General features: G+C 75.5%; 20 protein-coding genes and 1 pseudogene. 10 read left to right on the top strand and 11 right to left on the bottom strand.

What is annotated here, in order from left to right:
* Window positions 1–25: 25 nt before the first annotated feature.
* Complete coding sequence (locus M2302_RS15730) at window positions 26–1,660, top strand: glycoside hydrolase family 43 protein (RefSeq protein ID WP_280838648.1); 1,635 nt, start codon at window positions 26–28, stop codon at window positions 1,658–1,660.
* Between the two features lie 225 nt (window positions 1,661–1,885).
* Here M2302_RS15730 and M2302_RS15735 read toward each other — a convergent pair whose 3' ends face one another.
* Both M2302_RS15735 and M2302_RS15740 read right to left on the bottom strand, forming a co-directional pair.
* Window positions 1,886–3,517, bottom strand: coding sequence for a copper resistance protein CopC (locus tag M2302_RS15735; RefSeq protein ID WP_280838649.1), 1,632 nt, complete (start codon window positions 3,515–3,517; stop codon window positions 1,886–1,888).
* A 53-nt stretch (window positions 3,518–3,570) separates the two neighbouring features.
* Window positions 3,571–4,773, bottom strand: a complete 1,203-nt coding sequence (locus M2302_RS15740) for a helix-turn-helix domain-containing protein (RefSeq protein ID WP_280838650.1) — start codon at window positions 4,771–4,773, stop codon at window positions 3,571–3,573.
* Window positions 4,774–4,873: 100 nt separating this feature from the next.
* Here M2302_RS15740 and M2302_RS15745 point away from each other — a divergent pair.
* A pseudogene (locus M2302_RS15745) lies at window positions 4,874–6,531 on the top strand (FAD-binding dehydrogenase).
* Window positions 6,532–6,646: 115 nt separating this feature from the next.
* On the opposite strand, the gene M2302_RS15750 reads toward M2302_RS15745, so the two are convergent.
* The 3 genes from M2302_RS15750 to M2302_RS15760 form a co-directional block, all read right to left on the bottom strand.
* Window positions 6,647–8,101, bottom strand: a complete 1,455-nt coding sequence (locus M2302_RS15750; protein WP_280838651.1) for a cellulase family glycosylhydrolase — start codon at window positions 8,099–8,101, stop codon at window positions 6,647–6,649.
* 300 nt (window positions 8,102–8,401) lie between these two features.
* Complete coding sequence (locus tag M2302_RS15755; protein WP_280838652.1) at window positions 8,402–9,754, bottom strand: glycosyl hydrolase family 18 protein; 1,353 nt, start codon at window positions 9,752–9,754, stop codon at window positions 8,402–8,404.
* A gap of 251 nt (window positions 9,755–10,005) precedes the next feature.
* Window positions 10,006–10,791: an RNA ligase family protein gene (locus tag M2302_RS15760; RefSeq protein WP_280838653.1), complete on the bottom strand. Its 786-nt coding sequence runs from the start codon at window positions 10,789–10,791 to the stop codon at window positions 10,006–10,008.
* Window positions 10,792–11,058: 267 nt separating this feature from the next.
* Between M2302_RS15760 and M2302_RS15765 the strand changes: the two genes are divergently transcribed.
* On the top strand, window positions 11,059–12,102 hold the full coding sequence (locus M2302_RS15765; protein ID WP_280838654.1) for a zinc-dependent alcohol dehydrogenase family protein: 1,044 nt from the start codon (window positions 11,059–11,061) through the stop codon (window positions 12,100–12,102).
* Between the two features lie 59 nt (window positions 12,103–12,161).
* The gene (locus M2302_RS15770) at window positions 12,162–13,088 is read left to right on the top strand and encodes a diacylglycerol kinase family protein (protein WP_280838655.1); all 927 of its coding nucleotides are present in this window, start codon (window positions 12,162–12,164) and stop codon (window positions 13,086–13,088) included.
* On the opposite strand, the gene M2302_RS15775 is transcribed toward M2302_RS15770, so the two are convergent.
* The 3 genes from M2302_RS15775 to M2302_RS15785 all read right to left on the bottom strand — a co-directional run bounded on the left by M2302_RS15775 (window position 13,051) and on the right by M2302_RS15785 (window position 15,738).
* Window positions 13,051–14,031 carry an EamA family transporter gene (locus M2302_RS15775; RefSeq protein WP_280838656.1) on the bottom strand — a complete coding sequence of 327 codons (981 nt, stop codon included), beginning with the start codon at window positions 14,029–14,031 and terminating at the stop codon, window positions 13,051–13,053. The genes M2302_RS15770 and M2302_RS15775 overlap by 38 nt on opposite strands.
* Window positions 14,032–14,265: 234 nt before the next feature.
* The gene (locus tag M2302_RS15780; RefSeq protein WP_280838657.1) at window positions 14,266–14,967 is read right to left on the bottom strand and encodes a TetR/AcrR family transcriptional regulator; all 702 of its coding nucleotides are present in this window, start codon (window positions 14,965–14,967) and stop codon (window positions 14,266–14,268) included.
* Window positions 14,968–15,051: 84 nt separating this feature from the next.
* Window positions 15,052–15,738 carry an HAD-IA family hydrolase gene (locus M2302_RS15785; RefSeq protein WP_280838719.1) on the bottom strand — a complete coding sequence of 229 codons (687 nt, stop codon included), beginning with the start codon at window positions 15,736–15,738 and terminating at the stop codon, window positions 15,052–15,054.
* A gap of 164 nt (window positions 15,739–15,902) precedes the next feature.
* Here M2302_RS15785 and M2302_RS15790 point away from each other — a divergent pair, with 164 nt between their 5' ends.
* On the top strand, window positions 15,903–18,704 hold the full coding sequence (locus M2302_RS15790) for a DEAD/DEAH box helicase (RefSeq protein WP_280838658.1): 2,802 nt from the start codon (window positions 15,903–15,905) through the stop codon (window positions 18,702–18,704).
* Between the two features lie 52 nt (window positions 18,705–18,756).
* Here the strand turns inward: M2302_RS15790 and M2302_RS15795 are convergent, their stop codons facing one another.
* Window positions 18,757–19,677 (bottom strand): 5'-3' exonuclease, encoded by a 921-nt coding sequence (locus M2302_RS15795; RefSeq protein ID WP_280838659.1) that lies wholly within the window; start codon window positions 19,675–19,677, stop codon window positions 18,757–18,759.
* 98 nt (window positions 19,678–19,775) lie between these two features.
* A complete protein-coding gene (locus M2302_RS15800) occupies window positions 19,776–19,991 on the bottom strand; it encodes a hypothetical protein (RefSeq protein WP_280838660.1) in 216 nt (71 codons plus the stop codon).
* A 106-nt stretch (window positions 19,992–20,097) separates the two neighbouring features.
* Here M2302_RS15800 and M2302_RS15805 point away from each other — a divergent pair, with 106 nt between their 5' ends.
* Window positions 20,098–21,171, top strand: coding sequence for a DUF4037 domain-containing protein (locus tag M2302_RS15805; protein ID WP_280838661.1), 1,074 nt, complete (start codon window positions 20,098–20,100; stop codon window positions 21,169–21,171).
* A gap of 6 nt (window positions 21,172–21,177) precedes the next feature.
* On the opposite strand, the gene M2302_RS15810 is transcribed toward M2302_RS15805, so the two are convergent.
* Window positions 21,178–22,440 (bottom strand): MFS transporter, encoded by a 1,263-nt coding sequence (locus tag M2302_RS15810; RefSeq protein WP_280838662.1) that lies wholly within the window; start codon window positions 22,438–22,440, stop codon window positions 21,178–21,180.
* A gap of 85 nt (window positions 22,441–22,525) precedes the next feature.
* Between M2302_RS15810 and M2302_RS15815 the strand changes: the two genes are divergently transcribed.
* The 4 genes from M2302_RS15815 to M2302_RS15830 all read left to right on the top strand — a co-directional run bounded on the left by M2302_RS15815 (window position 22,526) and on the right by M2302_RS15830 (window position 26,757).
* The gene (locus M2302_RS15815; protein ID WP_280838663.1) at window positions 22,526–23,419 is read left to right on the top strand and encodes a winged helix-turn-helix transcriptional regulator; all 894 of its coding nucleotides are present in this window, start codon (window positions 22,526–22,528) and stop codon (window positions 23,417–23,419) included.
* Window positions 23,420–23,610: 191 nt separating this feature from the next.
* A complete protein-coding gene (locus M2302_RS15820) occupies window positions 23,611–23,919 on the top strand; it encodes a response regulator (RefSeq protein WP_280838720.1) in 309 nt (102 codons plus the stop codon).
* 193 nt (window positions 23,920–24,112) lie between these two features.
* The gene (locus M2302_RS15825) at window positions 24,113–25,081 is read left to right on the top strand and encodes a metallophosphoesterase (protein ID WP_280838664.1); all 969 of its coding nucleotides are present in this window, start codon (window positions 24,113–24,115) and stop codon (window positions 25,079–25,081) included.
* Between the two features lie 212 nt (window positions 25,082–25,293).
* Window positions 25,294–26,757: a hypothetical protein gene (locus M2302_RS15830; protein WP_280838665.1), complete on the top strand. Its 1,464-nt coding sequence runs from the start codon at window positions 25,294–25,296 to the stop codon at window positions 26,755–26,757.
* The last annotated feature ends 56 nt before the right edge of the window (window positions 26,758–26,813 follow it).

Raw genomic sequence — 26,813 nt, forward strand, 5'->3', positions numbered from 1 at the left:
CCGCCCCCCACGAGGAGACCTCCCCATGACCAGCGGGGTAACCACGCCCACCACCACCCGTGTGATCCACAACCCGGTGCTGCCGGGCTTCCACCCCGACCCGTCGATCCTGCGGGTGGGGGAGGACTACTACCTGGCCACCTCGACGTTCGAGTGGTACCCGGGGGTGCGGCTGCACCACTCCCGGGACCTGGTCCACTGGCGACCGCTCGGCGGCATCCTCACCGAGCGCCGCCTGCTCGACCTCACCGGCGTCGGCGACTCTTGCGGCGTCTGGGCGCCCTGCCTGTCGTACGCGCACGGGCGGTTCCACCTCGTCTACACCGACGTGGCCAGCTTCGCCGGCGGCTACTGGGACCCGCAGAACTACATGGTCACCGCGCCCGAGGTCACCGGGCCCTGGTCGGACCCGGTACCCGTGCACGCGCACGGCTTCGACCCGTCGCTCTTCCACGACGACGACGGCCGCACCTGGCTGCTGGCCATGCGTGCGGACTGGCGCCCCGGGCGCGACTCGTTCGGCGGCATCGAGATCCAGCGGTACGACCCGGTGGCCGGGCGGCTCGTCGGCCCGCCCCGGCTGATCTTCGAGGGCACCACCGCCGGGGTCACCGAGGGGCCGCACCTCTACCGCCGCGACGGCTGGTACTACCTGCTCACCGCCGAGGGCGGCACCAGCTGGGAGCACCAGGCGACGGTGGCCCGTTCCCGGTCGCTGTTCGGCCCGTACCGGCCGGACCCGGCGGGCCCGCTGATCAGCTCGTACGGCCGGCCGGAGCTGCGGTTGCAGAAGGCCGGCCACGGCAGTCTGGTGGAGACCGGCGACGGTCGGTGGTACCTGGCCCACCTGACCGGCCGCCCCTACACCCCGCTGGGCAACTGCGTGCTGGGCCGGGAGACCGCCCTGCAACCGGTCGAGTGGACCGCCGACGGGTGGCCCCGGGTACGCGGGGGCGTACCGGCCGACGTGGTGGCCGCCCCCGACCTGCCGCCCGCGCCGTGGCCGGCGGAGCCGGCGACCGACCACTTCGACGCCCCCACCCTCGGGCCGGCCTGGTCCACCCTGCGCCGCCCGGCCACCCCGGACTGGGTCGACCTCGCCGCCCGCCCCTCCCACCTGCGGATCGTCGGCGGCCAGTCACCGGTCGGGCGGCACCGGCCCAGCCTGGTCGCCCGCCGGGTCACCGACCCGCGCTGCGCGCTGTCCACCGTGCTGGAGTTCCGGCCGGAGACCTTCCGCCAGCTGGCCGGGATCACCGGCTACTACAACAGCCGCAACTGGCACTACGCCTACGTGAGCCTGGACGACGCGGGGGAGCCGCTGCTGGGGGTGCTCAGCTGCGACTCCGGTCGGCGCACGGCGTACCCGGAGGCGACCGTGCGGCTGGGGCGGCGCGCGCGGATCGGGCTGCGGGTGGTCTTCGACGGGCCGGCCCTGCGGTTCTCCTACGACCTCGGCGACGGGTGGCGGCCCCTGTCACCCGTGCTCGACGCCACCATCCTCTCCGACGAGCACGCCGCCCGCGCGGTGGACGGCGAGCCGACGGGCTGGGGCTTCACCGGGGCGTTCGCCGGCCTCTGGGTGCAGGACATCGGCGCCGACGGCGGGTACGCCGACTTCGACTCGGCGACCTGGCACACCGGCGCGGCCGTCGACTGACCGGCGGACGCCCGCCACCGGGACACCCGGTCGGCGCGCCGGGTGCGGGCCGGCGCGCCGACCGGGGCGGGGCCTTGTCCGGCGACGCCGAGCACCCGCGCCGGGTGTCCCGGCGGCCCAGCCGGCATGCCCCAGGGCGCAGCCGGCGTACCCGGGAGGCTCTGCCGGCCTGGCCGGCGGCGGGCTCGCCCGCGGACCCGGCGGCGGGCTCGCCGGATCGGTGCCTCAGCCGACCGGCACGGTGGCGGTGACGGTGGCCTGGTCGACGTCGCTGGTCCGGGCGGTGAACCGCAGCGTCCACTCACCCCGGACCGGGAAGGTGACCTCCGCGCTGGCGTGGTGCGGTTCCGGCGTGTCGACCGGCACCCGGACCGGCTCCACGCCGGCCGCCGGCAGCGCCAGACTGACCGTCCACTCGACGACCGGCAGCGCCTGGCCCTGCGGGGTGTAGACGTAGGCGTGCAGCGAGTTCGGCGTCCCGACCCGCACCGGGTAGACGTCGAACTGCAAGGTGTACAGGCCGCTGGTCAGCGTCTGGGCGACCCCCTCCCGGCTGGCCCGGGCGGCCTCGGTACCGGCCGTGCGGCCCGGCGGCGTCTGCACCAGCACGGCGCTGAGGGCCAGCACCAGCGCGGTGGCGACCAGCTCCACCCCCGCCGCCCGGCTGACCCGGCCCGGCCGGCCCGCCGCCAGCCCGCGGCGCACCAGGCGTCGCTGCCCGGCGGCGACCGCCAGCACCACGGCGAGCAGGGCGGCCTTGCCGCACAGCAGCCGCCCGTACGTCGTGTCGAGCAGCGCGACGGGCCGGCCGAGTTCGACCGCGGCCTGGGCGACGCCGCTGGCGACCAGCCAGCACACCGCGAGGGTGGCCAGCCGGGACCAGGCGGGCAGGACGCGAGCGCGCACCCGCTCGTGCAGGCCGGGCAGCAGGAACGCCACCAGGGCGAGCAGCCCGCCCGCCCAGACCGCCATCGCGGCCAGGTGCACCACGCCGACGGCGACACTGACCGGCGGCAGCGGCGCGGCCACCGGGTGCCCGGCCAACGGCCAGGTGGTCAGCGCGGCGACGCCGACCACCGCCAGCGCGGCCCGCCGCCCCCGACCCGACCGGCCGGCCACGACGGCGGGCAGCAGCGCCGCGGCCACGCCGACCAGGGCCAGCCGGGCGCCCAGCACCGGGCCGACGTCGCTGGCGCCCACCGCCCGCAGGTCGGCCGGGGACAGCTCACCGACCGGCGCTCCCACCATGTCCGCGGCCTGCGCCACCCACTGCCCGGCGGTGCCCACCACGACCAGGCCGAGCCCGGCGCAGGCGGCCACCAGGGCCGGGCGGCGGGAGCGCCGGCGCGGCCACATCCCGACGGCCAGCAGCACCGGACCGACGGCCAGCACCAGCCCCAGGTAGCCGACGTACCGGGCGGCCGGCGCCAGCGCCCCGCTGGTCCGGGTCCGACCGTCGGGCGGCGGGGGAGTCGCCGACGGGGCGCCGGCGGAGTAGGTGAAGCTGCCGGCCACCGGATGGCTGTCGGCCGAGATCACCCGGTAGCTGACCAGGTAGGTGCCGAGCGGCCGGTCGGGCACCCGGACCGGGATGCGCAGGGTGCCGCCGCGCACCACCGGCTCACCCGTGTGGACCTTCCGCCCGTCCGGGCCGAGGACCTGCACCCGCCCCGCGACGGGGGACACCGGCTCGCTGAAGGTCACCACCACCTCCCGCGGCGGGGAACCGATCACCGCGTCGCGTACCGGGCTGGTGGCGACCAGCACGGCGTGGGCGGCGGCGGGAACGGGCGGCGCCAGCGGGACAGACAGCAGGGCGAGCAGCAGCCCCAGCAGCGCGGCGGTTCGGGTACGCACGACCAGTGGTTCGGATCGGACCGCCGTACGGTTCAACGCGGCTGGGTCCCGGATCACCCGTGGCCACCGGCCGGCCGGCTCAGCCGATGGCGCAGGGCGAGTTGCAGGGCGAGCCGGGCGTCGGGATCGTCCAGCGCCGGGCCGAACAGCTCACGCAGCCGGCGCATCCGGTACCGCACGGTCTGCGGGTGGGTGTGCAGCTCCTCGGCCACGGCGACCACCTGCCCCTGCCGGCGCAGCCAGCTGTGCAGCGTCTCGGCCAGCGCCTGCCGGGCGGCGGGCCGGACGCCGTCCAGCGCGGCCAGCCCGACGGCGGCCAGCCGGTCGGCGAGGCCCGGCTCCCACGCCATCAGCAGGGTCAGCAGGTGCTCGTCGCAGCCGAGCGGCCCGGGCGCGAGCACGCCGTCGTGTTGCAGCGCCAGCGCGCGTCGGGAGAGCCGGTACGACAGCCGGGCCCGGCCCAGCTCGACGGTCGGCCCGAGCGCCGCCCGCCGGCCGGCCAGCGCCTGCCGGGCGCGGGCCAGCCGTCCGGGCGTGCCCGGGTCGGGCAGGACGAGCCGTACCGCGTCGTCGATGACGGTGGCGATCGCGCCCCCGCCGATGGACCGCGCCAGGTGCTCGGCGTCGGTGCCGTCGACGCTGACCACGGCGACGCTGCGGGGCAGCGGCCAGCGGGCCGCGTCGGCCGCCGCGTGCAGCGCGCTCTCGGTCGGGGCCTCGGGCTGCACCAGCAGGGTGATCAGCCGGCGTCGGGTGGTCGCCCAGTCCTGCGCGGCGTCGCGCTGCTCGTCGAGGAACCCCTCCGCCGCCGCGCCGGCGAGGGCGTCGGCGAAGCCGAAGAGCGCACCGGCGATGACGTACAGGTCGCCCGGTGCCGGGCCGGCCGAGCCGGCGTTCTCCACGAGGAAGGCCCAGATGTCCCGGGCGCCGAGGGTGAGGACGGTGCGCAGCGCGTCCACCCGGTGGCCCTCCCGGTACTCGGTGCGGCCGAGGGCATGGAACACCGCCCGGGTGGCGTCGAGGTCGCGGCCCGGATCGGCGACCGCCTCGACGAACGCGTCGACGGCGGTCTCGACGCCGAGGGTGAGTCCCTGCCCCTGCCCGCCGGTCAGCGACCGGCCCTGCGCCCGCATGGCGGCGCGCACGGTCGCGAGGATCCGCCCGTGCATCGGTGCCCGCAGCCCGCGGAGGTGCTCGCCGACCGTCGGCGGGAGGGCGGCGAGCCCCGGCTCGATGTCGATGAGCGCGTCGGACACGCTTCCGCCCCTCACTTTGTCATCCGGGTTACAAAACCTACCCTGGATCTTGCGCGTGGACCGCCACCATCTTGGCAACCCCGTACGTAACGTCGGTGGCATGGATACGGATGTCATCGTGATCGGCGCCGGGCTGACCGGCCTGGTCGCCGCCGCCGAGGCCGCCGACGCGGGTCGGCGGGTGCTGCTGCTCGACCAGGAGCCCGCGCAGAACCTCGGCGGGCAGGCGTTCTGGTCGTTCGGCGGCTCTTCCTAGTGGACTCGCCGGAGCAGCGGCGGATGGGCATCCGCGACTCGGTCGAGCTGGCCTGGCAGGACTGGACGGGCAGCGCGGCCTTCGACCGGCCCGAGGACCACTGGCCGCGCCGCTGGGCCGAGGCGTACGTGCACTTCGCGGCCGGGGAGAAGCGGGCCTGGCTGCGGGAGATGGGCCACCGGCTCTTCCCGGTGGCCAGCTGGGCCGAGCGGGGCGGGGGAGCGGCCGACGGCCACGGCAACTCCGTACCCCGGTTCCACGTCACCTGGGGCACCGGCCCAGGGCTGGTCGAGCCGTTCGCCCGACGGGTACAGAAGGCCGTCGACGAAGGCCGGGTGCGGATGCTGTTCCGGCACCGGGTCGACGAACTGGTCACCGCCGGCGGCGTGGTCACCGGGGTACGCGGGACGGTCCTCGAACCCGACGACGCCCCGCGCGGCCGCAGCACCTCCCGGGTGGCCGTCGGCGACTTCGCGTACGGCGCGCAGGCCGTGATCATCACCTCGGGCGGCATCGGCGGCAACCACGACCTCGTCCGGCGGGCCTGGCCGGCGCGGCTCGGCACGCCGCCGACCCGGATGGTCGCCGGGGTGCCCGCCCACGTCGACGGCCGGATGCTCGCGATCACCGAGGCCGCCGGCGGGCAGGTGATCAACCCGGACCGGATGTGGCACTACACCGAGGGCCTGCGCAACTGGGACCCGGTCTGGCCGGACCACGGCATCCGGATCCTGCCCGGCCCGTCGTCGCTGTGGCTCGACGCGACCGGCCGGCGCCTGCCCGCGCCGCTGTTCCCCGGCTTCGACACCCTCGCCACCCTGCGGCACCTGCGCGCCACGCGCCACGACTACAGCTGGTTCCTGCTCACCCAGAAGATCATCGAGAAGGAGTTCGCGCTGTCGGGCTCCGAGCAGAACCCGGACCTGACCAACCGCAGCGTCCGGCAGGTCCTGCAACGGGTCCGTCCCGGCGCACCCGGCCCGGTCGAGGCGTTCAAGCGCCACGGCGCGGACTTCGTGGTCGCCGACACCCTGGAGGAGCTGGTCGACGGGATGAACGCGTTGGCGGCCGAGACCGGCGGCCCGCAGCTGGACGTCACGCCGCTGCGCCGGCTGGTCGAGGCGCGCGACCGCGACATCGCGCACCCGTTCGGCAAGGACGCCCAGCTGCACGCCGTCCGGGGCGCCCGCCGGTACCGGGGCGACCGGCTGATCCGGGTCGCCACGCCGCACCGCCTGCTCGACCCGGCAGCGGGCCCGCTGATCGCCGTCCAGCTGCACGTGCTGACCCGCAAGACCCTCGGCGGGTTGCACACCGACCTCTCCGGCCGGGTGCTGCGCCCCGACGGCGAGCCGCTCGGCGGGGTGTACGCCGCCGGCGAGGTCGCCGGGTTCGGTGGCGGCGGCATGCACGGCTACAACGCCCTGGAGGGCACCTTCCTCGGTGGCTGCCTCTTCTCCGGGCGCACGGCCGGGCGGGCCGCCGCGGCGGCCGTCGCCTGAGGGCCACGCCGGTCGCGGGGCGGCCCGCCCCCGCGACCGGCCGGCCGGCCCGCCGCCGGGCGGGAACGGGCGGCGCCCGCCCCGACCGGGACGGGCGCCGGACGGTGTCGCTCGGTCAGCTGGTGGGGAAGTTGTCCGGGGTACGGATCCGGTTGCGCAGGAAGACGCCGGACTCGGTGAGCACGCCGGTGCCGGCGTACGTGCCGCCGTAGCAGGTGCCGGGCTTGAAGGCGGCACTGCCCTCGTCGGCGTCCGAGTACGTCCAGTTGGCGTAGCCGATCTTCAACCGGTCCAGCAGGTCCAGCCAGGCGGTGCTGCTGCCCGCGTCGACGGCCCCGCCGCCGGTGTAGGTGACCGTGCCGAACTCGGTGACGAACAGCGGCAGCCGGGCGGCGGCCCGCTCGACCTCGGCCCGGTAGTTGTCCTTGTGTGACGCGGCGTAGAAGTGGAACGCGTACATGACGTTGCTGGCGTTCACCGGGTTGTTGATCACCTCGGTGGAGTTGCCGCCCTCCGACACGCCCAGCGAGGACCAGGCCCGGGTGCCGACGACGACAATCGCGTCCGGGTCGTTGGCCCGGATCACCGGGATGACCTGTTCGGCGTAGTTCTTGATGGTCTGCCAGCTGACCCCGTTGGGCTCGTTGGCGATCTCGTAGACGACGTTGGTGCGGTTGGCGTTGCGGGCCGAGACGGCGGCGAAGAAGGTCTTGGCCCGGTCCAGGTTGTACATCGGGTCGCCGGGGGTCAGCGTGTGGAAGTCGATCAGCGCGTACAGGCCCCGCTCACCGGCCTCGTCGACCAGCGTGTTGACCCGGTCGGTGAAGCCGCTGGGGTTGGTCTCGTAGCCGCCCTCCTGCACGTACATCGAGATCCGCAGCAGGTCGGCGCGCCAGTCGGTGGCGAGCGCGTCGAGGGACGCGTCGTTGTAGCACCGGGCGAACCACTGCAGGCCGTGGGTGCTCATGCCGCGTAGCTGGATCGGCCGGCCGTACTGGTTGCACAGGTTCACCCCGCAGACCCGGAGCTGGCCGTTGATCGCCACCGGCGTCTGGCCCGCGGGCGGCGGCGTCGTCGGCGGCGGCGTGGTGGGCGGCGGCGTGGTCGGGGGCGGTGTGGTCGGCGGCGGCGGGGTGGTGGGGGTCGTCGCGCCGGTGCAGACCGTGCCGTTGAGGGTGAACGACGTGGGCGCCGGGTTGCTGCCGGCCCAGCTGCCGTTGAAGCCGATGGTGGTGGACGCGCCGCTGGCCAGGGAGCCGTTCCAGCTCAGGCTCTGCGCGGTGACGGACGGGCCGCTCTGCTGGTACGTCGCCGACCAGCCCTGCCCCACCCGCTGCCCGGCGTCCGGGAAGCTGAAGCCGAGGGTCCAGCCGTTGACCGCGTCCCCGAGGTTCTTGATCGTGATGTTGGCGGTGAACCCGCCGGTCCAGGAGCTGGTGGTCCAGGTGACGGCGCAGCCGGGTGCCGCCATCGCGTTGGCGACCGGCAGGAACGCCGACGCGCCGATGGTCAGGGCGGCCGCGGCACCGGCGGCGAGCAGGTGCCGCGTCGGGCGGGGGATCTTCTGCATGGGACCGTCTCAATCTGTGCGGGGGTCGGGTGCGAGGTGGTGGTGCCCGGGCGGGCCGTGGACCGGATGGATGTGGTGCCCACACATCACCCACCGGTCGCAGGCGGTGCCCGGTGTCGCCGCGATGCCCGGACGAGGCTCGGGAGCGCTCCCATGGCAGCCTAGAGGCGTCCGCAACATCCCCGCAACATGTCGATGCGTCGAAGTGTCCCGCGCCGGTCCGGCTGCCCGAACGCCGGGTGCGGGCGCGGGCCGGCCCCGCGCCCCGGTGAGCGGGGAGCGGGGCCGGGGGAGCCGATCTCAGCGGCCCTGCAGGGAGCGGACGTTGTCGCCGAAGGTCCAGCCCTTCGCGCCGTCCCAGTTCAGCGACCAGGTCATCAGCCCCTTCAGGCCGCCGCGGTAGGTGTTCCACGCCTGCGCCACCGACGCCGGCGGCAGGTGCCCGCCGCCGGCACCGGGCTGCGCCGGCAGGCCGGGGACCTGCTTGTCGTACGGGACGCGGATGGTGGTGCCCTGGACGACCAGTCCGGTGTGGAGGCAGTCGGTCTGCGCGGTGAAGCCCTGCACGGTGCCCGCCGGGTAGGAGTCGCCGGAGCAGCCGTACATGCTGCCGTTGTAGTACTGCATGTTCAGCCACCAGAGCCGGCCGTTGTCGGCGTACCGCTTGATGATCGGCAGGTACGCGCCCCAGATGGAGCCGTAGGTGACGCTGCCGCCGGTGACGTACGCGGTCTCCGGTGCCATGGTGAGGCCGAAGCCGGCCGGCATCTGGGCCAGCACCCCGTCGATGATCCGGATCAGGTTCGCCTGGGAGGGGGAGAGCCGGTTGATGTCGCCGCTGCCGGTCAGCCCGGTCTCGATGTCGATGTCGATGCCGTCGAAGTTGTACTTCTTCAGGATCGGCACCACCGTGGCGACGAACCGGTCGGCGACCGCCGCCGAGCTGAGGTCGATGCCGGCGGTGGCGCCGCCGATCGACAGCAGGATGGTCAGGCCGGCCGCCTTCGCCTGGCACATCTCGGCGGGGGTGGGCACCTTGACGGTGGTGTCCATGCCGTCCTCCCAGAGCACCGTGCCGTCGGCGCGGATCACCGGGAAGGCGGCGTTGACCACGTTGTAGCCGTGTCCGATGATCCGCGGGTCGGTGATCGGGATCCAGCCCAGCGGCGGGTGGACGCCGTTGGCGGCGCCGTCCCAGTTCTCCCAGTAGCCCTGCAGCACCTTGCCCGCCGGCCGGGGCTTGACCGCGCAGGTCGGCGTGCCGGGCGGCGGGGTGGCGGTCGGCGTCGCGGTCGGCGTCGGTGTCGGTGTCGGTGTGGGCGACGAGGTGCGGGTGGGCGTCGGCGTCGGTGTGGGGGTGCCGCCGCCGTCACAGGCCCCGAGGTCCCGCCACAGCGCCGGCGTGGCGGCCGGGTTCCAGCCGGCGCCCGGCGGTGGCGTGTGGGTCACCAGGGCCTCGTAGCGCCGGCCCGCGTAGCTGACCTGGCTGCCGGCCGGGTAGGTGGTGCCCTCGGCCCAGGCGGGCGCGGTGCAGGCGACAGCCGCGACGTCGGTGATGGCCGCGGCGAGCCCCTGCGTGGTCGGCAGGGCGGCGGCGGCCGTGGCCAGCGCCAGTCCGGTGGCCAGGGCGGTGAGTGCGGGTCGGAGTCGCATGACATACCTCCTCATCGATGCGCCGGAGGCTATCAGTTAACTTTGTTAAATGTAAATGCCTCGATGCGCCGGCCGGTCAGACGGGGCTGCCCCCCGGCACAACCGCCGTCCCCGCCGGTGATCAAGAAGTTTGCGTCGGAATCAGCCCCGGACCTGACGCAAACTTCTTGATCACCGAGGCGGGCGAGCACGCTCGGCGGGCCGGGTGGCCGGCAGTGGCCCGGGGGAGCGGGCCGGCGCCGGGGGCGGGGTCAGCGGCCGCCGGAGCGGCGGCGGCGGGACCGCTCGTAGTCCTGGAAGCGGGCCTTGGCGATCACCGACCGGTGGGCGTCGCGCAGCACCAGACCCTCCGACCGGCCGGGTACGCCGTCGAGCGCCACCAGCGTGTGCGGCAGCTGGTCGGTCAGGAACGCGTAGGTCTTGTCCAGGTCGCGGGGCAGCTCGGCGGCGTCCACGGTGGCCAGTCGGGGAACCGTCGCCAGCCCGTACGCCTCGGCCCGCGCGAGCAGTTCCCGCTCGTCGAGCCAGCGCTGGCCGCCGCCGTCGCGCCAGGCGGCGAGCTGCTCCGGCGACCGGGCCAGCAGGTCGGCGTACCCGTCGAACTCGGCGATGTCGAAGAGCCGGTGCCCGACCCGCCGGCTGTCGGTGTAGTGCTTCGACGCGCCGGTCACCTTGCCGCCGTACACCTCCAGGTAGTAGACGGTGAACCGGTCGGCGGGGGCGTCCGCGCACAGCTGCTCGGCCAGCCCGCGCAGCGCGTCGACGATGCCCAGCGCCGGGTTGGCGATCAGGTCGCCGCGGGCGTGCAGCAGTTCCTCGCGGCTGCCGATCAGGTACCGCCCGTTCGGGGTGAGGATGATCCGGCTGTTCGTGCCGTCCACCTTCTCGGTCAGGGTCACCGGCCCGGTGAACTCCACGACCTCCTCGCGCAGGCCCCCGTCCCGCGGGTCGAGCGCGTGGTATGTCGGGATCGACGGGTACTTGGTCATCGAGTTGACCGCACGCAGGTCGGCGGTGCGGATGTCGAAACTCGGCACTGGCGTTCCTCCCCGTGGCGCCGCCGACGCCCGGCGGCGGCCGCAGCGTATCGGGACCGGTTCCGCCGGCGCCCACCCTTTTCCGCCCGCCAAAGCGCCTTCCGACCGCGCCGGCGCCGCGGGGGGTGCGGGGTGAGGCCGGCCACCCCGGCACGGCACCGCGTGGGGCGCGCTCCCGGTGCCGGTACGGTCGTCCGGGCCCGTCGCCCGTCCGCTCCGGCGGCGGCGGTGCCGCCAATCACTGTCGATCCCCCCAAGGACGGTCACATGCGCGCCACCGTGATCCACGGCCCGAACGACATCCGCGTCGAGGAGGTCCCCGACGCCGCCGTGCGCCACCGGACCGACGCGGTCGTCCGGGTGGTCACCGCCTGCATCTGCGGCAGCGACCTGTGGGCGTACCGGGGGGTGGCCAGCCGCCAGCCGGGGCAGCGCATCGGCCACGAGTTCCTGGGCGTGGTGGAGGCCGCCGGCGCCGAGGTGACCTCGGTGCGCGTGGGTGACCTGGTGGTGGCCCCGTTCGTCTGGTCCGACGGGGTCTGCGACTTCTGCCGCGAGGGCCTGCCCACCTCCTGCCCGCACGGCGGGTTCTGGGGCGAGCCCGGCTCCGACGGCGGGCAGGGCGAGGCCGTCCGCGTCCCGTACGCCGACGGCACGCTGGTGCGGCTCCCCGCCGAGGCCGCCGGCGACGAGCGGCTGCTCACCGCGCTGCTGGCGCTGTCGGACGTGATGTCCACCGGTCACCACGCGGCGCTCGCCGCCCGGGTCCGTCCCGGCGTCACCGTCGCGGTCGTCGGCGACGGCGCGGTGGGGCTCTGTGGGGTGCTGGCCGCCCGGCGGCTCGGTGCCGAGCAGATCATCGCGCTGGGCCGGCACACCGCCCGCACCGACATCGCCCGGGCGTTCGGCGCCACCGACGTGGTCGCCGAGCGCGGCGACGCGGCGGTCGCCGCCGTCCGGGAGCTGACCAAGGGGCAGGGCGCGCACGCCGTGCTGGAGGCCGTCGGCACCGAGGAGTCCATGCGTACGGCGATCTCGATCGCCCGCGACGGTGGCGCCGTGGGCTACGTCGGGGTGCCGCACGGGGGCAGCGCCGGCGTGGACATCCGCCAGATGTTCGGCCGCAACGTCGCCCTCGGCGGTGGGGTCGCCCCGGCCCGCGCCTACCTCCCGGAGCTGCTCGCCGACGTGCTCGACGGCACCATCGACCCGTCGCCGGTCTTCGACCGGACCGTCACCCTCGACGGGGTGCCCGACGGCTACCGGGCGATGGACGAGCGCACCGCGCTGAAGGTCCGCATCACCTTCTGACCGCCACTACCTCCGGTGACGACGCCGCCCCTGGTGGGCGGCGTCCGCCGTACCGTACGGTGCTCGCCGTGACCGCAGACGATCACTTTCCGACCGGCCCCGTGGCCGTGCTCGCCAACCCCACCGCCGGCCGCGGCCGGCACCGCGGCCTGCTGCCCGCACTGCTGGAGCGGCTGGCCGCCACCGGCCGCCCGGTCGAACTGCTGACGGCGGGTACCCCGGCCGAGGCGGAGGCGGCGTGCCACGCCGCGGTCGCCGACGGCGCGGGCGCGCTGATCGCTGTCGGTGGCGACGGCACGGTCCACCGGGCGTTGCAGGCGGTCGCCGGTACGACGGTGCCGTTCGGCCCGGTCCCGGCCGGCACCGGCAACGACTTCGCGGCCGACAGCGGCTTCCCGGCCGACCCGCTGGGCGCCGTCGAGGTGATCGCCGCCGCGCTGCGCGAGGGGCGTACCCGGCCGGTCGACCTGGCCCGGATGACCGGGGCGGACGGCGGCGACCGCTGGTACGGGGCGGTGCTCGCGGCGGGCTTCGACGCGATCGTCAACGAGCGGGCCAACCGGATGCGCTGGCCGCGCGGCCCCCGCCGCTACGACCTGGCGATCCTGATCGAGCTGGCCCGGCTGCGCCCGCGCCGCTACACGCTGCGCCTGGACGGCGAGGTGCACGAGCTGGACGCGGTGCTGGTGGCGGTCGGCAACGGCGCCAGCTACGGCGGCGGGATGCGGATCTGCCCGGACGCCGATCCCACCGACGGGCTGCTGGACGTGGTGGTCGGCGGGCGGTTCGACCGGCGCACCCTGATGCGGGTCAAGCCGCGCATCTACCAGGGCACCCATGTGACGCACCCGCTGGTGCGCAGCTACCGGGCCCGCACGGTGGAGCTGGCCGCCGAGGGCATCACCACGTACGCCGACGGGGAACGCTCCCTCGACCTGCCGGTGCGGATCACCGCCGTGCCGGGGGCGGTGCGGCTGCTGCGCTGAGCTGTCCGTCCGGTCCCTCGGCGAGCGGCGCCGTCGGCCCGCCGCCGGGGTCGTCGCGGGGCGTGCCGGCGCGGACCGCGCCGATGCTGGCCGCGACCACCAGGGCGATGGCGAGCACCTCCGTCAGGTGCAGGTCCTGCCCGAGGACCAGCCAGCCGGCGAGCGCGGCGAGCGCCGGGCCGAGGCTCATCAGCACCGCGAAGGTCGAGGTGGCCAGCCGGCGCAGTGCCAGCAGTTCGAGGGTGTAGGGCAGTACCGAGGCGAGCAGCGCCAGCCCGGCGCCGAGCGCCAGCACGTCCGGGTGCCACAGCCGCGTCCCGGCGTCGGCCAGCCCGAACGGCAGGGTGAGCAGGGCCGCGACCGTCATGGCCAGGGCCAGCCCGTCGGCCCGGGGGAACCGGCCGCCGACCCGGGCCGAGCAGACGATGTACGCCGCCCAGAGCGACCCCGCGCCCAGCGCCAGGCCGGCGCCGACCGGGTTCAGCCGGTCGAACCCGCCCTGGCCGAGCAGCGCCACCCCGGCCAGCGCCAGACCGGCCCAGCACCACGCGGTCCACCGGTGGGCGGTCAGCACCGACAGGGTGAGCGGCCCGAGCACCTCCAGGGTCACCGCCGGCCCCAGCGGGATCCGCTCGATGGCCTGGTAGAACACCGAGTTCATGCCGGCCAGGGCGAGCCCGAACAGGACCACCGACGCCCAGTCGCCCCGGCTGTAGCCCCGCAGCCGGGGCCGGCACACCAGCAGCATGAGCAGCGCGCCGATGGCCAGCCGCAGGGTGACCGTGCCGGCCACCCCGGCCCGGGGGAAGAGCAGCGCGGCGACCGCCGAGCCGAAGTGCACCGACAGCGCGCCGCCGAGCACCAGGCCGACCGCCCCTACCTGGCCGGTTCCCCCGCGGCGCAGGAGGCGGGCGGGCGTCGACGGGCGGGCGTGGGGATCCATTCCCGCGACGCTAGTGCGCCCACCGGGCCGGCCCGCAGCCGGTGGCCCGCCACGTGCAGCCCCGCACACCGGCCGCGGCACTCGCCGCCTCACCGTCTCGCCGACGTGGCGGTCTCCGGCCCCCTCGGACACCGCCAGGTCGCCGGAACGGAGCGGATCATGGGCGCCGGCCGTCCCGCTGACCCGGCGGTTACCGGCGCGCCTGGATGCCGCCATGCCGCCGGGACGCAGTGGTCACGCTTGCCGGTCGGCGCCGGCGAGCCGGTCCAGCCACTCGGCGAGCAGCGCCCGCTCGGCCGGGGTGAGGTCGCCGGTCAGCCGCGGCAGCGCCGCGCGCAGGGCGACGGCGTGGCGGACCGGCCGGTCGGGTGGGCGGACGGCGCGGGCGGCGGGGCTGTCGGCGCAGATCGCGGTGACGACCGCCTCGCGGGTGGCGACCGACAGGCCCGGGTCGCCGCCCTGGATCAGGGTGAGGGTGACGCCGCAGCTGGCCGCGTGGACCATCTCGGCCGCCCGGTCCACGTCGACGCGCAGCCGCCCCGCCTCGGCCACCCGCACGACGAGCTGGCGGAAGATGTCGGCGGCCACCCGGGCGGCGGTGGGGCGCGCGCCGGGGCGCGGATCGCCGTACATCAGGGTGTGGAAGGCCGGGTTGGCGACGCCGAACCCGACGTGCATTTCCCAGCCCCGGCGCAGGTCGTCCACCGGGTCGTCGGCGGGCTCGCGGGCGGCCTGCGCGTGCAGGTGCGCGGCGAAGCCGTAGCTGGCGGCGGCGTCGAGCAGGCCGCGCAGGTCGCCGAACTGGCGGTAGATGGTCGGGGCCTGCACGCCGGCGGCGCGGCTCACCGCGCGGGTGGAGACCGCCTCCCGGCCGCCCTCGGCGAGCAGCGCGGCGGCGGCCCGCACGATCCGGTCCCGGGGCGACGTCTCGGTCACGATAGCGACGATAACCCCTCGGTGTTAGCGGCCGGTCCTAACGCGATTATCAAGATCCTGTTAGCGCTGATGTATCGCCGCAGGTCAGTCGCGCAGCGCCAGGTCCAGCACGGCGCCGAGGCCGTTCTCCCGGCCCGGATCGGCGCAGGGCAGCACCAGCACCGCGCAGCCGGCATTGACCGCGCCGGCGTCGGCCGGGGTGTCACCCACCATCAGCGTCCGCTCCGGGTCCACGCCCAGCATCCCGCAGGCGCGCAGGAAGATCCCCGGGTCCGGCTTGCAGCGCCCCACCTCGTACGACAGGGCGTACGCGTCGACCAGCCCGTCGAGGCCCCAGGCGGCGAAGAGCGGCCGGATGTCGAAGCCGATGTTGCTCACCACCGCCACCTTCACGCCGGCCTTGTGCAGAGCGCCCAGGGTGGCCTCGACGGCCGGGTAGGGCACCCAGCCCTCCGGGACCAGCAGCCGCTCGTAGAGCGCCTCGGCGAAGCCCTCGATGCCGGTGTCCACCGTCTCGGCCAGCCCGGTGTAGGCCCCCCGGTGCGCGTACGGGTAGAGGTCCCGGTCGGCCCAGAGCTCGGCCAGCCGCGGCGGCACCCGCGCCGGCAGCGGTCCGCCCGCCCGACCCGCGGTGAGCAGCCGGTCGGCCAGCGCGGTGGCCCGCATCCGCTCCAGCGTCACCCCGCAGGCGGCAGCCGCCTGGAGTACCCACTCGCGGGGCTCCTCCACCTGGGCCAGGGTGCCGTGGAAGTCGAACAGGACCGCCTCCACGGCGCGGCGGGGCGGACCCGGGCGGACGGCGTCGTCGGCGCCGCTCGGGACATGGGGCGGTTGGGCATGATCCGGCACGTCGTGCACCCTACCGACCCCCACCGACCACCCCGGCGGACGGCCTTGGCCGGTAGCCGTGCGGAGTACGCACTAATCTTGAGGACATGTCGAGCCCCGCCGAGCGGTACGCCGCGGCGCGCCGCCGGGCCGCGCAGGCCTCCCAGTTCCCGGCGCTGGACGAGTTCGCCCTCGATCTGGGGTTCGATCTCGACGACTTCCAGCGCGAGGCGTGCCAGGCCCTGGAACGGGGAAGCGGCGTACTCGTCTGCGCTCCCACCGGCGCCGGAAAGACCGTGGTCGGCGAGTTCGCCGTACACCTGGCCCTGCGGGGGACGCCCGCGCGGCCGGCGGCGGCCGACGGCGGCGAGTCGCCGCCCGCCCGGCGCAAGTGCTTCTACACCACGCCGATCAAGGCGCTGTCCAACCAGAAGTACCACGACCTGGTCGACCGGTACGGCGCCGAGCAGGTCGGCCTGCTCACCGGCGACAACGCGATCAACGGCGACGCCCCCGTGGTGGTGATGACCACCGAGGTGCTGCGCAACATGCTCTACGCCGGCTCGGCCACCCTGGAAGGCCTGGCCTACGTGGTGATGGACGAGGTGCACTACCTCGCCGACCGGTTCCGCGGCGGGGTCTGGGAAGAGGTGATCATCCACCTGCCCGCCTCGGTCACCCTGGTCTCGCTCTCGGCCACCGTCTCCAACGCCGAGGAGTTCGCCGACTGGCTGGTCACCGTGCGCGGCGAGACCGCCGTGGTGGTCAGCGAGCACCGGCCGGTGCCGCTGTGGCAGCACATGCTGGTCGGCAAGCGGATGTTCGACCTGTTCCACGACGCGGACGCGGCCCGCAAGCACGACGTGCACCCGGAGCTGCTGCGCTACACCCGCGACACGGTGCGCCGCCTGGAGCTGGGCGAGGGGCGCAGCGCCGGCCCCGGCGCCGGGCGGCGCGGTCCCCGCTGGCGCGGTCCGATGCGTCCGGACATCGTCGACCGGCTCGACCGCGAGGGACTGCTCCCGGCGATTTTGTTCATCTTCAGCCGGGCCGGCTGCGCCGCCGCCGTGCAGCAGTGCCTCGCCGCCGGGCTGCGCCTCACCTCCCCCGAGGAGCGCGCCGAGATCCGCCGGGTGGTCGAGTCCCGGGTCACCGCCATCCCCGGCGAGGACCTGACGGTGCTGGGCTACTGGGAGTGGCTCGACGGGCTGGAGCGCGGCCTGGCCGCGCACCACGCCGGCATGCTGCCGGTGTTCAAGGAGGTCGTCGAGGAGCTGTTCGTCCGCGGCCTGGTCAAGGCGGTCTTCGCCACCGAGACCCTCGCGCTCGGCATCAACATGCCGGCCCGCTGCGTGGTGCTGGAACGGCTGGTCAAGTTCAACGGCGAGGCGCACGTCGACCTGACGCCGGGGGAGTACACGCAGCTCACCGGCCGGGCCGGTCGGCGCGGCATCGACGTCGAGGGGCACGCCGTCGTGGTGTGGTCCCCGGAGACCGACCCGCGGCACGTCGCCGGGCTCGCCTCCACCCGGACCTATCCGCTGCGCTCCAGCTTCCGGCCGTCGTACAACATGGCGGTCAACCTGGTCGGCACGGTGGGCGCGGAGCCCGCCCGGGCGCTGCTGGAGTCGTCGTTCGCGCAGTTCCAGGCGGACCGGTCGGTGGTCGGCCTGGCCCGGCAGGTGCAGCGCAACACCGAGACCATCGAGGCGTACGGGGTGGAGGCCGCCTGCCACCACGGCGACTTCGACGAGTACTTCGCGCTGCGGGTGGCGATCGCCGACCGCGAGCGGGCCATCGCCCGGCAGGGGCAGACCCAGCGCAAGGCGGCGGCGGTCGCCTCCCTGGAGCGGCTGCGGGTCGGCGACGTGATCCGGGTGCCGTCGGGCCGGCGGGCCGGGCTCGCCGTCGTGCTCGACCCGGCCACCGGCGGCTTCGGCGAGCCGCGCCCGCTGGTGCTCACCCAGGACCGCTGGGCCGGGCGGGTCAGCCCCGGCGACTTCACCACCCCGGCGGAGGTGCTCGCCCGCATCCGGGTGCCCAAGCACTTCAACCACCGGTCCCCGGCCGCCCGGCGTGACCTCGCCGCCGAGGTCAGCGGCACCGGCCTGGACCGGCACGGCGGTCGCCGCGGCGGCCGCTCCCGGCAGGCCGCCGGCGAGGACCACCGGCTCAGCCAGCTCCGTACCGAGCTGCGCAACCACCCCTGCCACGGCTGCCCGGACCGGGAGGAGCACGCCCGCTGGGCGGAGCGCAGCCGCCGGCTGGAGAAGGACACCGAGGAGCTGCGCCAGCGGGTCGCCGGCCGGACCGGCTCGCTGGCCCGGACCTTCGACCGGATCGTCGCGCTGCTCACCGCCCGGGGCTACCTCGCCGCCGACGGCGGGGTCACCGACGCCGGCCGGATGCTCGGCCGGATCTGGACCGAGGCCGACCTGTTGGTCGCCGAGTGCCTGCGCCGGGGCGTCTGGGACGGGCTCTCCCCGGCCGAGCTGGCCGCCGCCGTCTCGGTGGTGGTCTTCGAGGCCCGCCGCGACGTCGACGAGCGGGCCGGACTGCCCCGCGGCCCGGTCGCCGACGCGGTCGACGAGACGCTCAAGCTGTGGGGGGAGATCGAGGCCGACGAGGCCGGGCGAGGTCTCACCGTCACCCGCGAGCCGGACCTCGGCTTCGCCTGGCCGATCTACCGCTGGGCGCGGGGCGAGGCCCTGGCCAAGGTGCTGGCCAGCGGGCACGAGATCGACGGGGAGATGCCCGCCGGCGACTTCGTGCGCTGGTCCCGGCAGGTCGTCGACCTGCTCGGCCAGCTCGCCGACTCCGGTGGCGCCTCGGCCGACCTGCGGTCCACCGCGCGGCAGGCGATCGCCGCCGTCAACCGCGGCGTGCTGGCCTACCACTTCTCCACCTGAGAACCGCGGCGGTCGTCGCCCGTCCCGCCCCGCCGGCCGCCCCGGCCGGTGGTCAGGGCCGGTCGGCGAGGGCGTCGACCAGTCGTCGGCAGGAGCCGGCCAGGTTCCACCGCTGCGCGAGCTCCAGCAGCCGCTCCGGCTGCGCGGGGGCCGTCGGCAACGCGGTGGGCAGCGCTGGCAGCGGTACGTCCCGGGCCACCTCCACCACCTTCGGCGCGACGGCCAGGTAGCCCCGGGCCGCGTCCAGCTTGGTGCGCAGCCCCGGCGCGAAGCCGGAACCGGGCTCGTCCAGCGCGGCGAGGATGCCGGCGAGGCCCCCGTACCGGTCGATCAGGCGGGCGGCCGTCTTCTCACCCACCCCGGGCACGCCGGGCAGCCCGTCGCTCGGGTCGCCGCGCAGCGCGGCGAAGTCGGCGTACCGGTCGGCGGGCACCCCGTAGCGGCCGCGGACCGCCGCGTCGTCGCAGTCCTCCAGCTTGGCCACGCCCCGGCCGATGTAGAGCAGCCGCACTCCGCGCTTGTCGTCGACGAGCTGGAACAGGTCGCGGTCGCCGGAGACCACCTCGACCGGCGCGTCCTGGGTCACCGACAGCGTGCCCAGCACGTCGTCGGCCTCGTAGCCGGTCGCGCCGACCGCGGTGATGCCGATCGCCTCCAGCACGTCCAGGATCATCGGCACCTGCGGGGAGAGGGTGTCCGGCACCACCTCGCCGCCCTGCGGCGCCACCCGGTGCGCCTTGTACGACGGCAGCAGCTCCACCCGCCAGGCCGGCCGCCAGTCGTGGTCCAGCGCGCAGACCATCCGGTCGGGGCGGCGGGTGCGCACCAGTTGGGCGAGCATGTCGAGGAAGCCGCGGACGGCGTTGACCGGCTGGCCGTCCTCGGTCTTCGCGGCCGACTCGGGAATGCCGAAGTAGGCCCGGAAGTAGAGACTCGGCGCGTCGATCAGCAGGATCGGGGGTCGCTGTGCCACGCCCGACAGCCTGTCACAGACCTACGACGGGGTGGGAACGTGGCGTGCCGCGCCGGCCTGGTCGGCTCCGGTCCGGGCCCCCGCCGTCCCGCCGCGGCTCACCGCTCGTCGTGGCGGTAGAGCGTCTTGCGACGGGCCACGTACTGCAGGGCGTAGCTGGCCAGCAGTAGCGCGATCGCCAGCACCACCTCGACGCCGGCGAGGACGCCGTCGGCGACGGTGAGACCGAGCGCCAGCAGCGCCAGCCCGAGCACGGCGAGGATGCCGGCTGCGAACATCCGGCGACGCCGTCCCGCTGCGCGCTCCTGCGTCACCGTCCCACCTTCCCGTCCGTCGCCTCCGGTCCAGGTTATCGGCGGTGACCGGCAGGCGGGCTGGTATTCCGGTGGCGGCCCGGGCCGGCACCGGCAGACTGCCGGCATGGCGTTCGTACCCGGCCTGGCGCTCTGCCGCAGATTCCACGACGAAATCCTCGCGCCGCTGCTGGCGCGGCGCTGTCCCGGGTTGGCCTATGCCGCCGGCCTGCTCGACGGCGGCTCGGAACTGCTCGGGCTGGACACGCCCCGCTCCACCGACCACGACTGGGGTCCGCGGGCCCAGCTCTTCGTCGCCGACGCCGCAGACGTCGCGGCGGTCCGCGCCGCGCTGGACGTCGGCCTGCCGGCGCAGTTCCTGGGCTGGCCGACCCGGTTCGCCGGTGGCCCCGGCACCCGCCTCGGGGTGGTGGACGCGGCCGGTGACCGACACGGGGTCGGCGTGGACGAACTCGGCGGCTGGCTACGGGGCCGGCTCGGTTTCGACCCGGCCGCCGGGGTCACCATCGAGGACTGGCTGTCGCTGCCGACCCAGCGACTGGCCGAGCTGACCGGCGGGGCGGTCTTCCATGACGGGCTCGGCGGGGCGCTGCGCGCCGCCCGGGACCGGCTGGCCTGGTACCCGGACGACGTGTGGCGCCACATTCTGAGCGCCGCCTGGACCCGGATCGGCCAGTGCGAGCACCTGGCCGGGCGGTGCGCCGAGGTCGGCGACGAGCTGGGCAGCCGGGTGGTCACCGCCGGGTTGGCCCGCGACCTGATGCGCCTCGGGCTGCTGCTGCATCGCCGCTGGCCCCCGTACGACAAGTGGCTCGGCACCGTCTTCGCCCGGCTGCCGCAGGCGCCGCCGGTGGTGGCCGCGTTGACCGACGCCCTGGGGCCGGGCGGCTGGACGGCGCGGGAGGCCGGGCTCGGCCGGGCCCTGGAGACCCTCGCGGACTGGACGAACGGCACGGGCCTCGCCGCGCCGGTCGACCCCCGGGTGCGGCCCTTCCACGGCCGGCCGTTCCTGGTGCTGGACGCCGGCCGGTTCGCCGCCGCGTTGCGCGCCGCGATCGGTGACCCGGCGCTGCGCGGGCGTCCGCCGATCGGCGCCGTTGACCAGTACGTCGACAACGTGGACGTGCTCACCCACCCGGAACGGGTCCGCAGCGTCGCGGCGGCCCTGCCACCGCTCTGACGCCGGTCACCGGGCGCCGAGGACCTCCCGTTGATCGACGCCGTCCACCCGCAGGTCGGTGAAGTCCCGCAGTCGACGCACGGGCGACCCGAGCAGGGCCAGCGGCGCGCACACCGCGGCGGCGGCGAAGACGAACAGGGTGCCCCGGGCGCCGACGACACCGGCGAGGGCGCCGGCGACCAGCCCGCCGACGGGGATCGCGCCCCAGGAGACGAAGCGGACGGTGGCCATCACCCGGGAGAGCAGCTCGGGCGGGCTGGCCGTCTGCCGGTAGGTGCGGGTGGTCACGCTGAGCACCACCACGCCGGCGGCGAAGACCACGTTGCCGACGGCGAACGCCAGGTACGCTGGCCAGCCGACCCCGAGCGGGACGACGAACGCGCCGGCGACGGAGACCAGGCAGGCGACCAGGACCGACCGGGCGGTGCCCCACCGGCCGGTGATCCACGGGGTCAGCGCGGCACCCACCAGCGATCCGACGCCCTCCACGGCGAGCAGCACGCCGACCAGCACGGCCGGGGCGTGCAGCTCGCGGACGAGGAAGAGCGGGTAGACCGCGAGCTGCGCCCCGCAGACGAAGTTCACCGCGGTGGCGCTCCACATGGTCGGGCCCATGACCGGGTGGCGGGTCACGTACCGCCAGCCCTCGCCGATCATCTGGCGGATCGGGGGCCACCGGTCGGGGGCGTCGGCGCGGCGGGCCGGCAGCGAGCGCAGCAGCGCCGCGGAGACGAGGTAGCTGGCCGCGTCGACCAGCACCGTCGGCACCGCGCCGAGGGCCTGCACCGCGAGCCCGCCCAGCGCGGGACCGCTGAGCTGGGTGGCGGCGTGGGTGGCCGAGGTCAGGCTGTTGCGGGAGTGCAGCTGCTCGCGGCCGACGATGGCCGGCAGGAAGGTGGAGTTGGCGACGTCGAAGAGCACGTTGGCGAAGCTGACCACCAGCGCGACGACGACCAGTTGGGCGACGGTCAGCCACCCCCACCACCAGGCCAGCGGGATGGACGCCACGGCGACGGCGCGGGCCAGGTCGGCGCCGACCTGCGCGCCACGCAGCGGCAACCGCTGCACGATGACCCCGGCGGGCAGCCCGATCACCAGCCAGGCCACGTAGCCGGCGGCGGCGACCAGGCCCATCTCGAAGGCGGTCGCGTCCAGCACGGTCAGCGCGGTCAGCGGCAGCGCCACCCCGCCGACCGCCGACCCGACCAGGCTGGTCGTGCCGGCGGCCCACCAGCGCCAGAACACCCCGGCTCCCTGCTCGACGGTCATGACCGTCAACCCCCGTCCCCGAGCCAGTGAGTTCCAATCTGGAACGGACTATAGTCGACGGCGGACCGAGCGAGGAGGTGGGTGGATGAGGCGGGCGGACCTCGCCGACGCCGACTGCGGCATCGCCCAGGCCCTCGGCGTGCTGGGCGACTGGTGGACCTTCCTGATCGTGCGCGACGTCGCCGGCGGCACCACCCGCTTCGACGCGCTCCAGCGCGAGCTGGGGGTCAGCCGCCGGGCGCTGACCGAACGACTCGCCGCGCTGGTCGAGCACGGGGTGCTGCGCCGGGAGGCGTACTCGCACCACCCGCCGCGCTACGACTACCTGCTCACGCCGAAGGGGGAGGGGCTGCTACCGGTGCTGGTCGCCCTGCAGGACTGGGGCAGCCGGCACGTGATGGGCGACGGGGCCCTCACCGCGACCGCGCGCGCCGACTCCGCCGAGGCCCGCCGGGTGCGCCAGCTCGTCGGCCGCCGGCTGCCGGCGGTCATGCTGCCCCGGCACGACGGCGGCGACGAGCCGCCGGCCGTGCCGGGCCGCTGGACGGTGCTCTACCTCTTCCCCGGCGCGTTCGCCCCCGGCGACCAGGGACTTCCGCCGGCCTGGGGGGACATCCCCGGTGCTGTCGGGTGCACGCTGGAGGCCCGCACGTACGCCGACCGGCACGAACTCATCCGGGCCGCCGGCGCCGAGGTGCGGGGCGTGAGCACCCAGCGCCCCGACCAGTTGCGGGCCTTCGCCGAATACGCCCGGCTGCCGTACCCGCTCCTGTCCGACCAGGACGGGCGGCTCGCGGCGGGGCTGCTGCTGCCGACGTTCCGGGCCGGAGGGGTGGACCGGTTCAAGCGGCTCACCCTGCTGGTCGACCCCGACGCCGTGGTCCGCGCGGTACAGTTCCCGGTGACCGACCCGGCCGGCTCGGTGGCGGAGATGGTGGCACTGGTCCGTCAGTCGTGCGGGCGCCCGGCGACGCGCTGATCCGGGTACCCCGGAGCGTCACCCGCCCACCTCCGTCCCCGCCACGCCGGCGCAGCTCACCCCGGTTCGCTCTCCCCTGCGGGCCGCTCGCCCAATCGGCATACTTGCGCGGTTGATGTTGTCGCCGGGACGGCTCCGCCCGTGCCCGGCGGCTCGGCGATGGGGGCGAGTGGTGGTCGCTGACCAACATCCTGGAACTGCACGGCATCGACGTCGTCTACGCCGAGAACGGCCGTAAGGGCGTCGAGACGCTGATGCGCCACGACGACATCGACCTGGTGCTGATGGACGTGATGACGCCGGAGATGGACGGGTACGCCGCCACGGCGGCGATCCGGGCCATGCCCCGCTACGCCGAGCTGCCGATCATCGCCGTCACCGCCAAGGCGATGCACGGCGACCGGGAGAAGAGCATCTCCTCGGGCGCCAGCGACTACGTCACCAAGCCGGTCGACGCCGACGACCTGCTGCACTGCATCCACCGCTGGCTGAGCAACTGAGTCCGGGCCCCAGGTGCGCCACCCCGGCTGCGGGTGGCGTACCTGGGCCGGGACCGGCGCGGCCGCCTCCGCCCGCTGGCGAACGGGTCGGCACGGCGGGGAGCGCCGCCTGCGGGCGAATCGTCGACGGATCGCCGCAGGGGTGTCAGCGGACGGTCACCCTCTAGTGAGGACGACCTGCGGGAATCATCCGATGCGATGGACCCGCCTTCCGGCCCTTGCCCTCGTCTCCACGATCGTCGCCGCGCTGCCGGCCGCATCGGCCACCGCCGCGCCTGACCACCGCGCCGCCGCCAACCCGGTCACCTTCGCCCTGCTCGGCGACACCCCGTACTCCGACGCCCAACGGGCCCAGTTCCCCGCCCTGGTCGATGACGTCAACGCCGACCCGCGGGTGAGTTTCGTGCTGCACGCCGGTGACGTGAAGAGCGGCTCGTCGACCTGCGACGACGCCCGCTTCGCCGACCTGCGCCGGCTCTACGACACCTTCGCCGACCCGTTCGTGCTGACACCCGGCGACAACGAGTGGACCGACTGCCACCGCACCGCCGCCGGCGGCTACCTGCCGACCGAACGCCTCGACGCGGTCCGCCGGGTCTTCTATCCGCAGGCCGGCAGCACCATCGGCGGCCGGCCGACGCCGGTGCTGTCGCAGGCCGCCGACCCCCGCCACCGCGACTACCGGGAGAACGTGCTCTTCGTCCGCAGCCGGATCGTCTTCGCCACCGTCCACGTCGTGGGCAGCGAGAACGACCTCGCGCCGTGGTCGCAGCTGCCCGGTGGCGACCGCCCCGACCTGCGGCTGGCCGAGTTCGAGGCCCGCACGGCCGCCGCACTGGACTGGATCGACGCCACGTTCGCCGCGGCCCGGCTGACCGCCGCGCCGGGCGTGCTGCTGATGATGCAGGCCGAGCCCCTGGCCACGCCGGGCTACGCCGACATCCGGGCCCGCATCGCCGAGCGAGCCGCGGCGTACGGCAGGCCGGTGCTGCTCGTGCACGGCGACGAGCACGTCTACGAGGTCGAGCCGACCTACGCCGGCGTGGCCAACCTGACGCGGCTCGAGACGTACGGCGACACCGCCTCGAACTGGCTGCGGGTCACCGCCGACCCGCGGGCGGCGGCGGTGTTCTCCTGGCAGTCGGAGACCGTAGCGGGCTGACCCGCGACCGGGCGGGGCGCGCCAGGGAGCGCCCCGCCCGGCGGGTCACGCCGGCCGCGCTGCCGGACGCCCGGCCCGCCGTAGGCGCTCGCCTCGTGGTGTCGCGCCGTCCGCACCGCGCCCCGAGCCCACGCTGCAGGTCATGTCGGCATGAGGCAGAGTGGCATCCGCGTCGGGACGGCCCGGCGCCACCGAGGGAAGGGGCAGCGGCCGTGGAGGGACCGACCGGGGTGGTGTTCCCCCGTACCGGCGAGGGGCGCAGCACGAGCGCGCTCGGGCGCGCGGTCGTCGCCGACGCGCTGCGCGCTGTCGATCCGGTCGGTGCGCGCTCGGCGGAGCACGAGACCAACTGGCGGCACGGCTACCTGGGGCACTTCCGCCGGCTGGTCGAGGCGGGGCTGCTCTCCCGCGAGGCCGCCCTGAGCATCGCCCGGGACGGGCTCGCCTCGCTGCACGCCCGAATGACCGTGATCGGTGCCGACGGCCGGGAGACCGGGCTCGACGAGGCCTTCACGCCCGCCGCCGGCGAGCCCCTGGAGACGGCGACGGTCACCGGCGGCGGGCCGGTCGAGCGGGACCTGTCGCTGCCCTACCGGGGCCAGCGGCTGTACGGCGACGAGCTGCGCCGCCGACTCGACGCCTGGGTCACCGCCGGGGTCATCGAGCCGTCCTGCGCCGAGGCGGTCGGCGCGGTCCTCGCCAACCCGGACTGGCTCGACCTGCGCGACCAGCGGGTCGTCGTGCTCGGTGCGGGCGCCGAGATGGGCCCGCTGCCGTCCCTGCTGCGCTGGGGCGGCGACGTGGTGGCAGTCGACCTGCCGCGACCGGAGCTCTGGCGGCGGGTGCTGCAGACAGCCCGTCGGCACGGCGGTCGCCTCCGGCTGCCGGTACGCCCTGCCGCCGCCGCCGACGACCAGGCGACGCTGGCCGCCCGGGCCGGCGCCGACCTGCTGCACCGCCTGCCGCAGGTCGCCGACTGGCTGCGCGGCATCGACGGCCGGCTGGTGCTCGGCAACTACGTGTACGCCGACGGGGCCACCAACGTGCGCGTCGCCATGGCGGTCGACGCGCTCACCGGCCACCTCCAGCAGCACCGCGACGACGTCGCACTCGCCTTCCTCGCCACCCCCACCGACGTCTTCGCCGTCCCGGCCGAGGCGGTGCGGCACGCCGAGCGGGGCTACGGGGCCGGCAGCTGGGCGCGCCGGTCGCTGCGCGTCGTCTCCGGGGGGCGGCTGCTGCACCGCAACTATCCGCCGGGCGCCGATCCCGGCATCAACGACAGCCTGGTCCCGCAGCAGGGCCCGAACTACGCCCTCGCGAAGCGGCTCCAGCGGTGGCGGGCCACGGTGGCCCGGGACGCCGGCTCGACGGTGTCGTTCACCGTCGCCCCGCCCACCCGCACCCGTTCGGTGCTGCGCAACCGGGCGCTCGCCGCCGCGTACGCCGGCGCCCACCGGTTCGGCATCGAGGTGTTCGAGCCGGCGACCAGCAACACCCTGATGGCCGCGCTTCTGGTGCACGACCTGCGCACCGGCGGCGGTCCGGCGCTGGCCCACCCCTGGCAGGACGAGGCGTACGGCGCGGCGCACGGCGGGCTCTGGCGGGTGCCGTACGCGCCGCGCAGCGCGCTGGGGCTGGCCGTGCTGCTCGGCCTCGGCGGCGCCCGGGCCTGACCGGGGGCGCGCGAGCCGGAGTAGGTTGCCGCCCAAACGACCGTTAAGCTGGCCGG

Origin of the sequence: Micromonospora sp. A200 (assembly GCF_029893845.1) — a bacterium.
Taxonomy (GTDB): Bacteria; Actinomycetota; Actinomycetes; order Mycobacteriales; family Micromonosporaceae; genus Micromonospora; species Micromonospora purpureochromogenes.

What these genes read in the sequence shown, in the direction of transcription:
- M2302_RS15825 (WP_280838664.1), top strand. Translation starts at nt 24,113, where the DNA reads ATGCGATGGACCCGCCTTCCGGCCCTTGCCCTCGTCTCCACGATCGTC.
- M2302_RS15730 (WP_280838648.1), top strand. Translation starts at nt 26, where the DNA reads ATGACCAGCGGGGTAACCACGCCCACCACCACCCGTGTGATCCACAAC.
- M2302_RS15815 (WP_280838663.1), top strand. Translation starts at nt 22,526, where the DNA reads ATGAGGCGGGCGGACCTCGCCGACGCCGACTGCGGCATCGCCCAGGCC.
- M2302_RS15775 (WP_280838656.1), bottom strand. Translation starts at nt 14,031, where the DNA reads ATGGATCCCCACGCCCGCCCGTCGACGCCCGCCCGCCTCCTGCGCCGC.
- M2302_RS15810 (WP_280838662.1), bottom strand. Translation starts at nt 22,440, where the DNA reads ATGACCGTCGAGCAGGGAGCCGGGGTGTTCTGGCGCTGGTGGGCCGCC.
- M2302_RS15750 (WP_280838651.1), bottom strand. Translation starts at nt 8,101, where the DNA reads ATGCAGAAGATCCCCCGCCCGACGCGGCACCTGCTCGCCGCCGGTGCC.
- M2302_RS15755 (WP_280838652.1), bottom strand. Translation starts at nt 9,754, where the DNA reads ATGCGACTCCGACCCGCACTCACCGCCCTGGCCACCGGACTGGCGCTG.
- M2302_RS15805 (WP_280838661.1), top strand. Translation starts at nt 20,098, where the DNA reads ATGGCGTTCGTACCCGGCCTGGCGCTCTGCCGCAGATTCCACGACGAA.
- M2302_RS15790 (WP_280838658.1), top strand. Translation starts at nt 15,903, where the DNA reads ATGTCGAGCCCCGCCGAGCGGTACGCCGCGGCGCGCCGCCGGGCCGCG.
- M2302_RS15765 (WP_280838654.1), top strand. Translation starts at nt 11,059, where the DNA reads ATGCGCGCCACCGTGATCCACGGCCCGAACGACATCCGCGTCGAGGAG.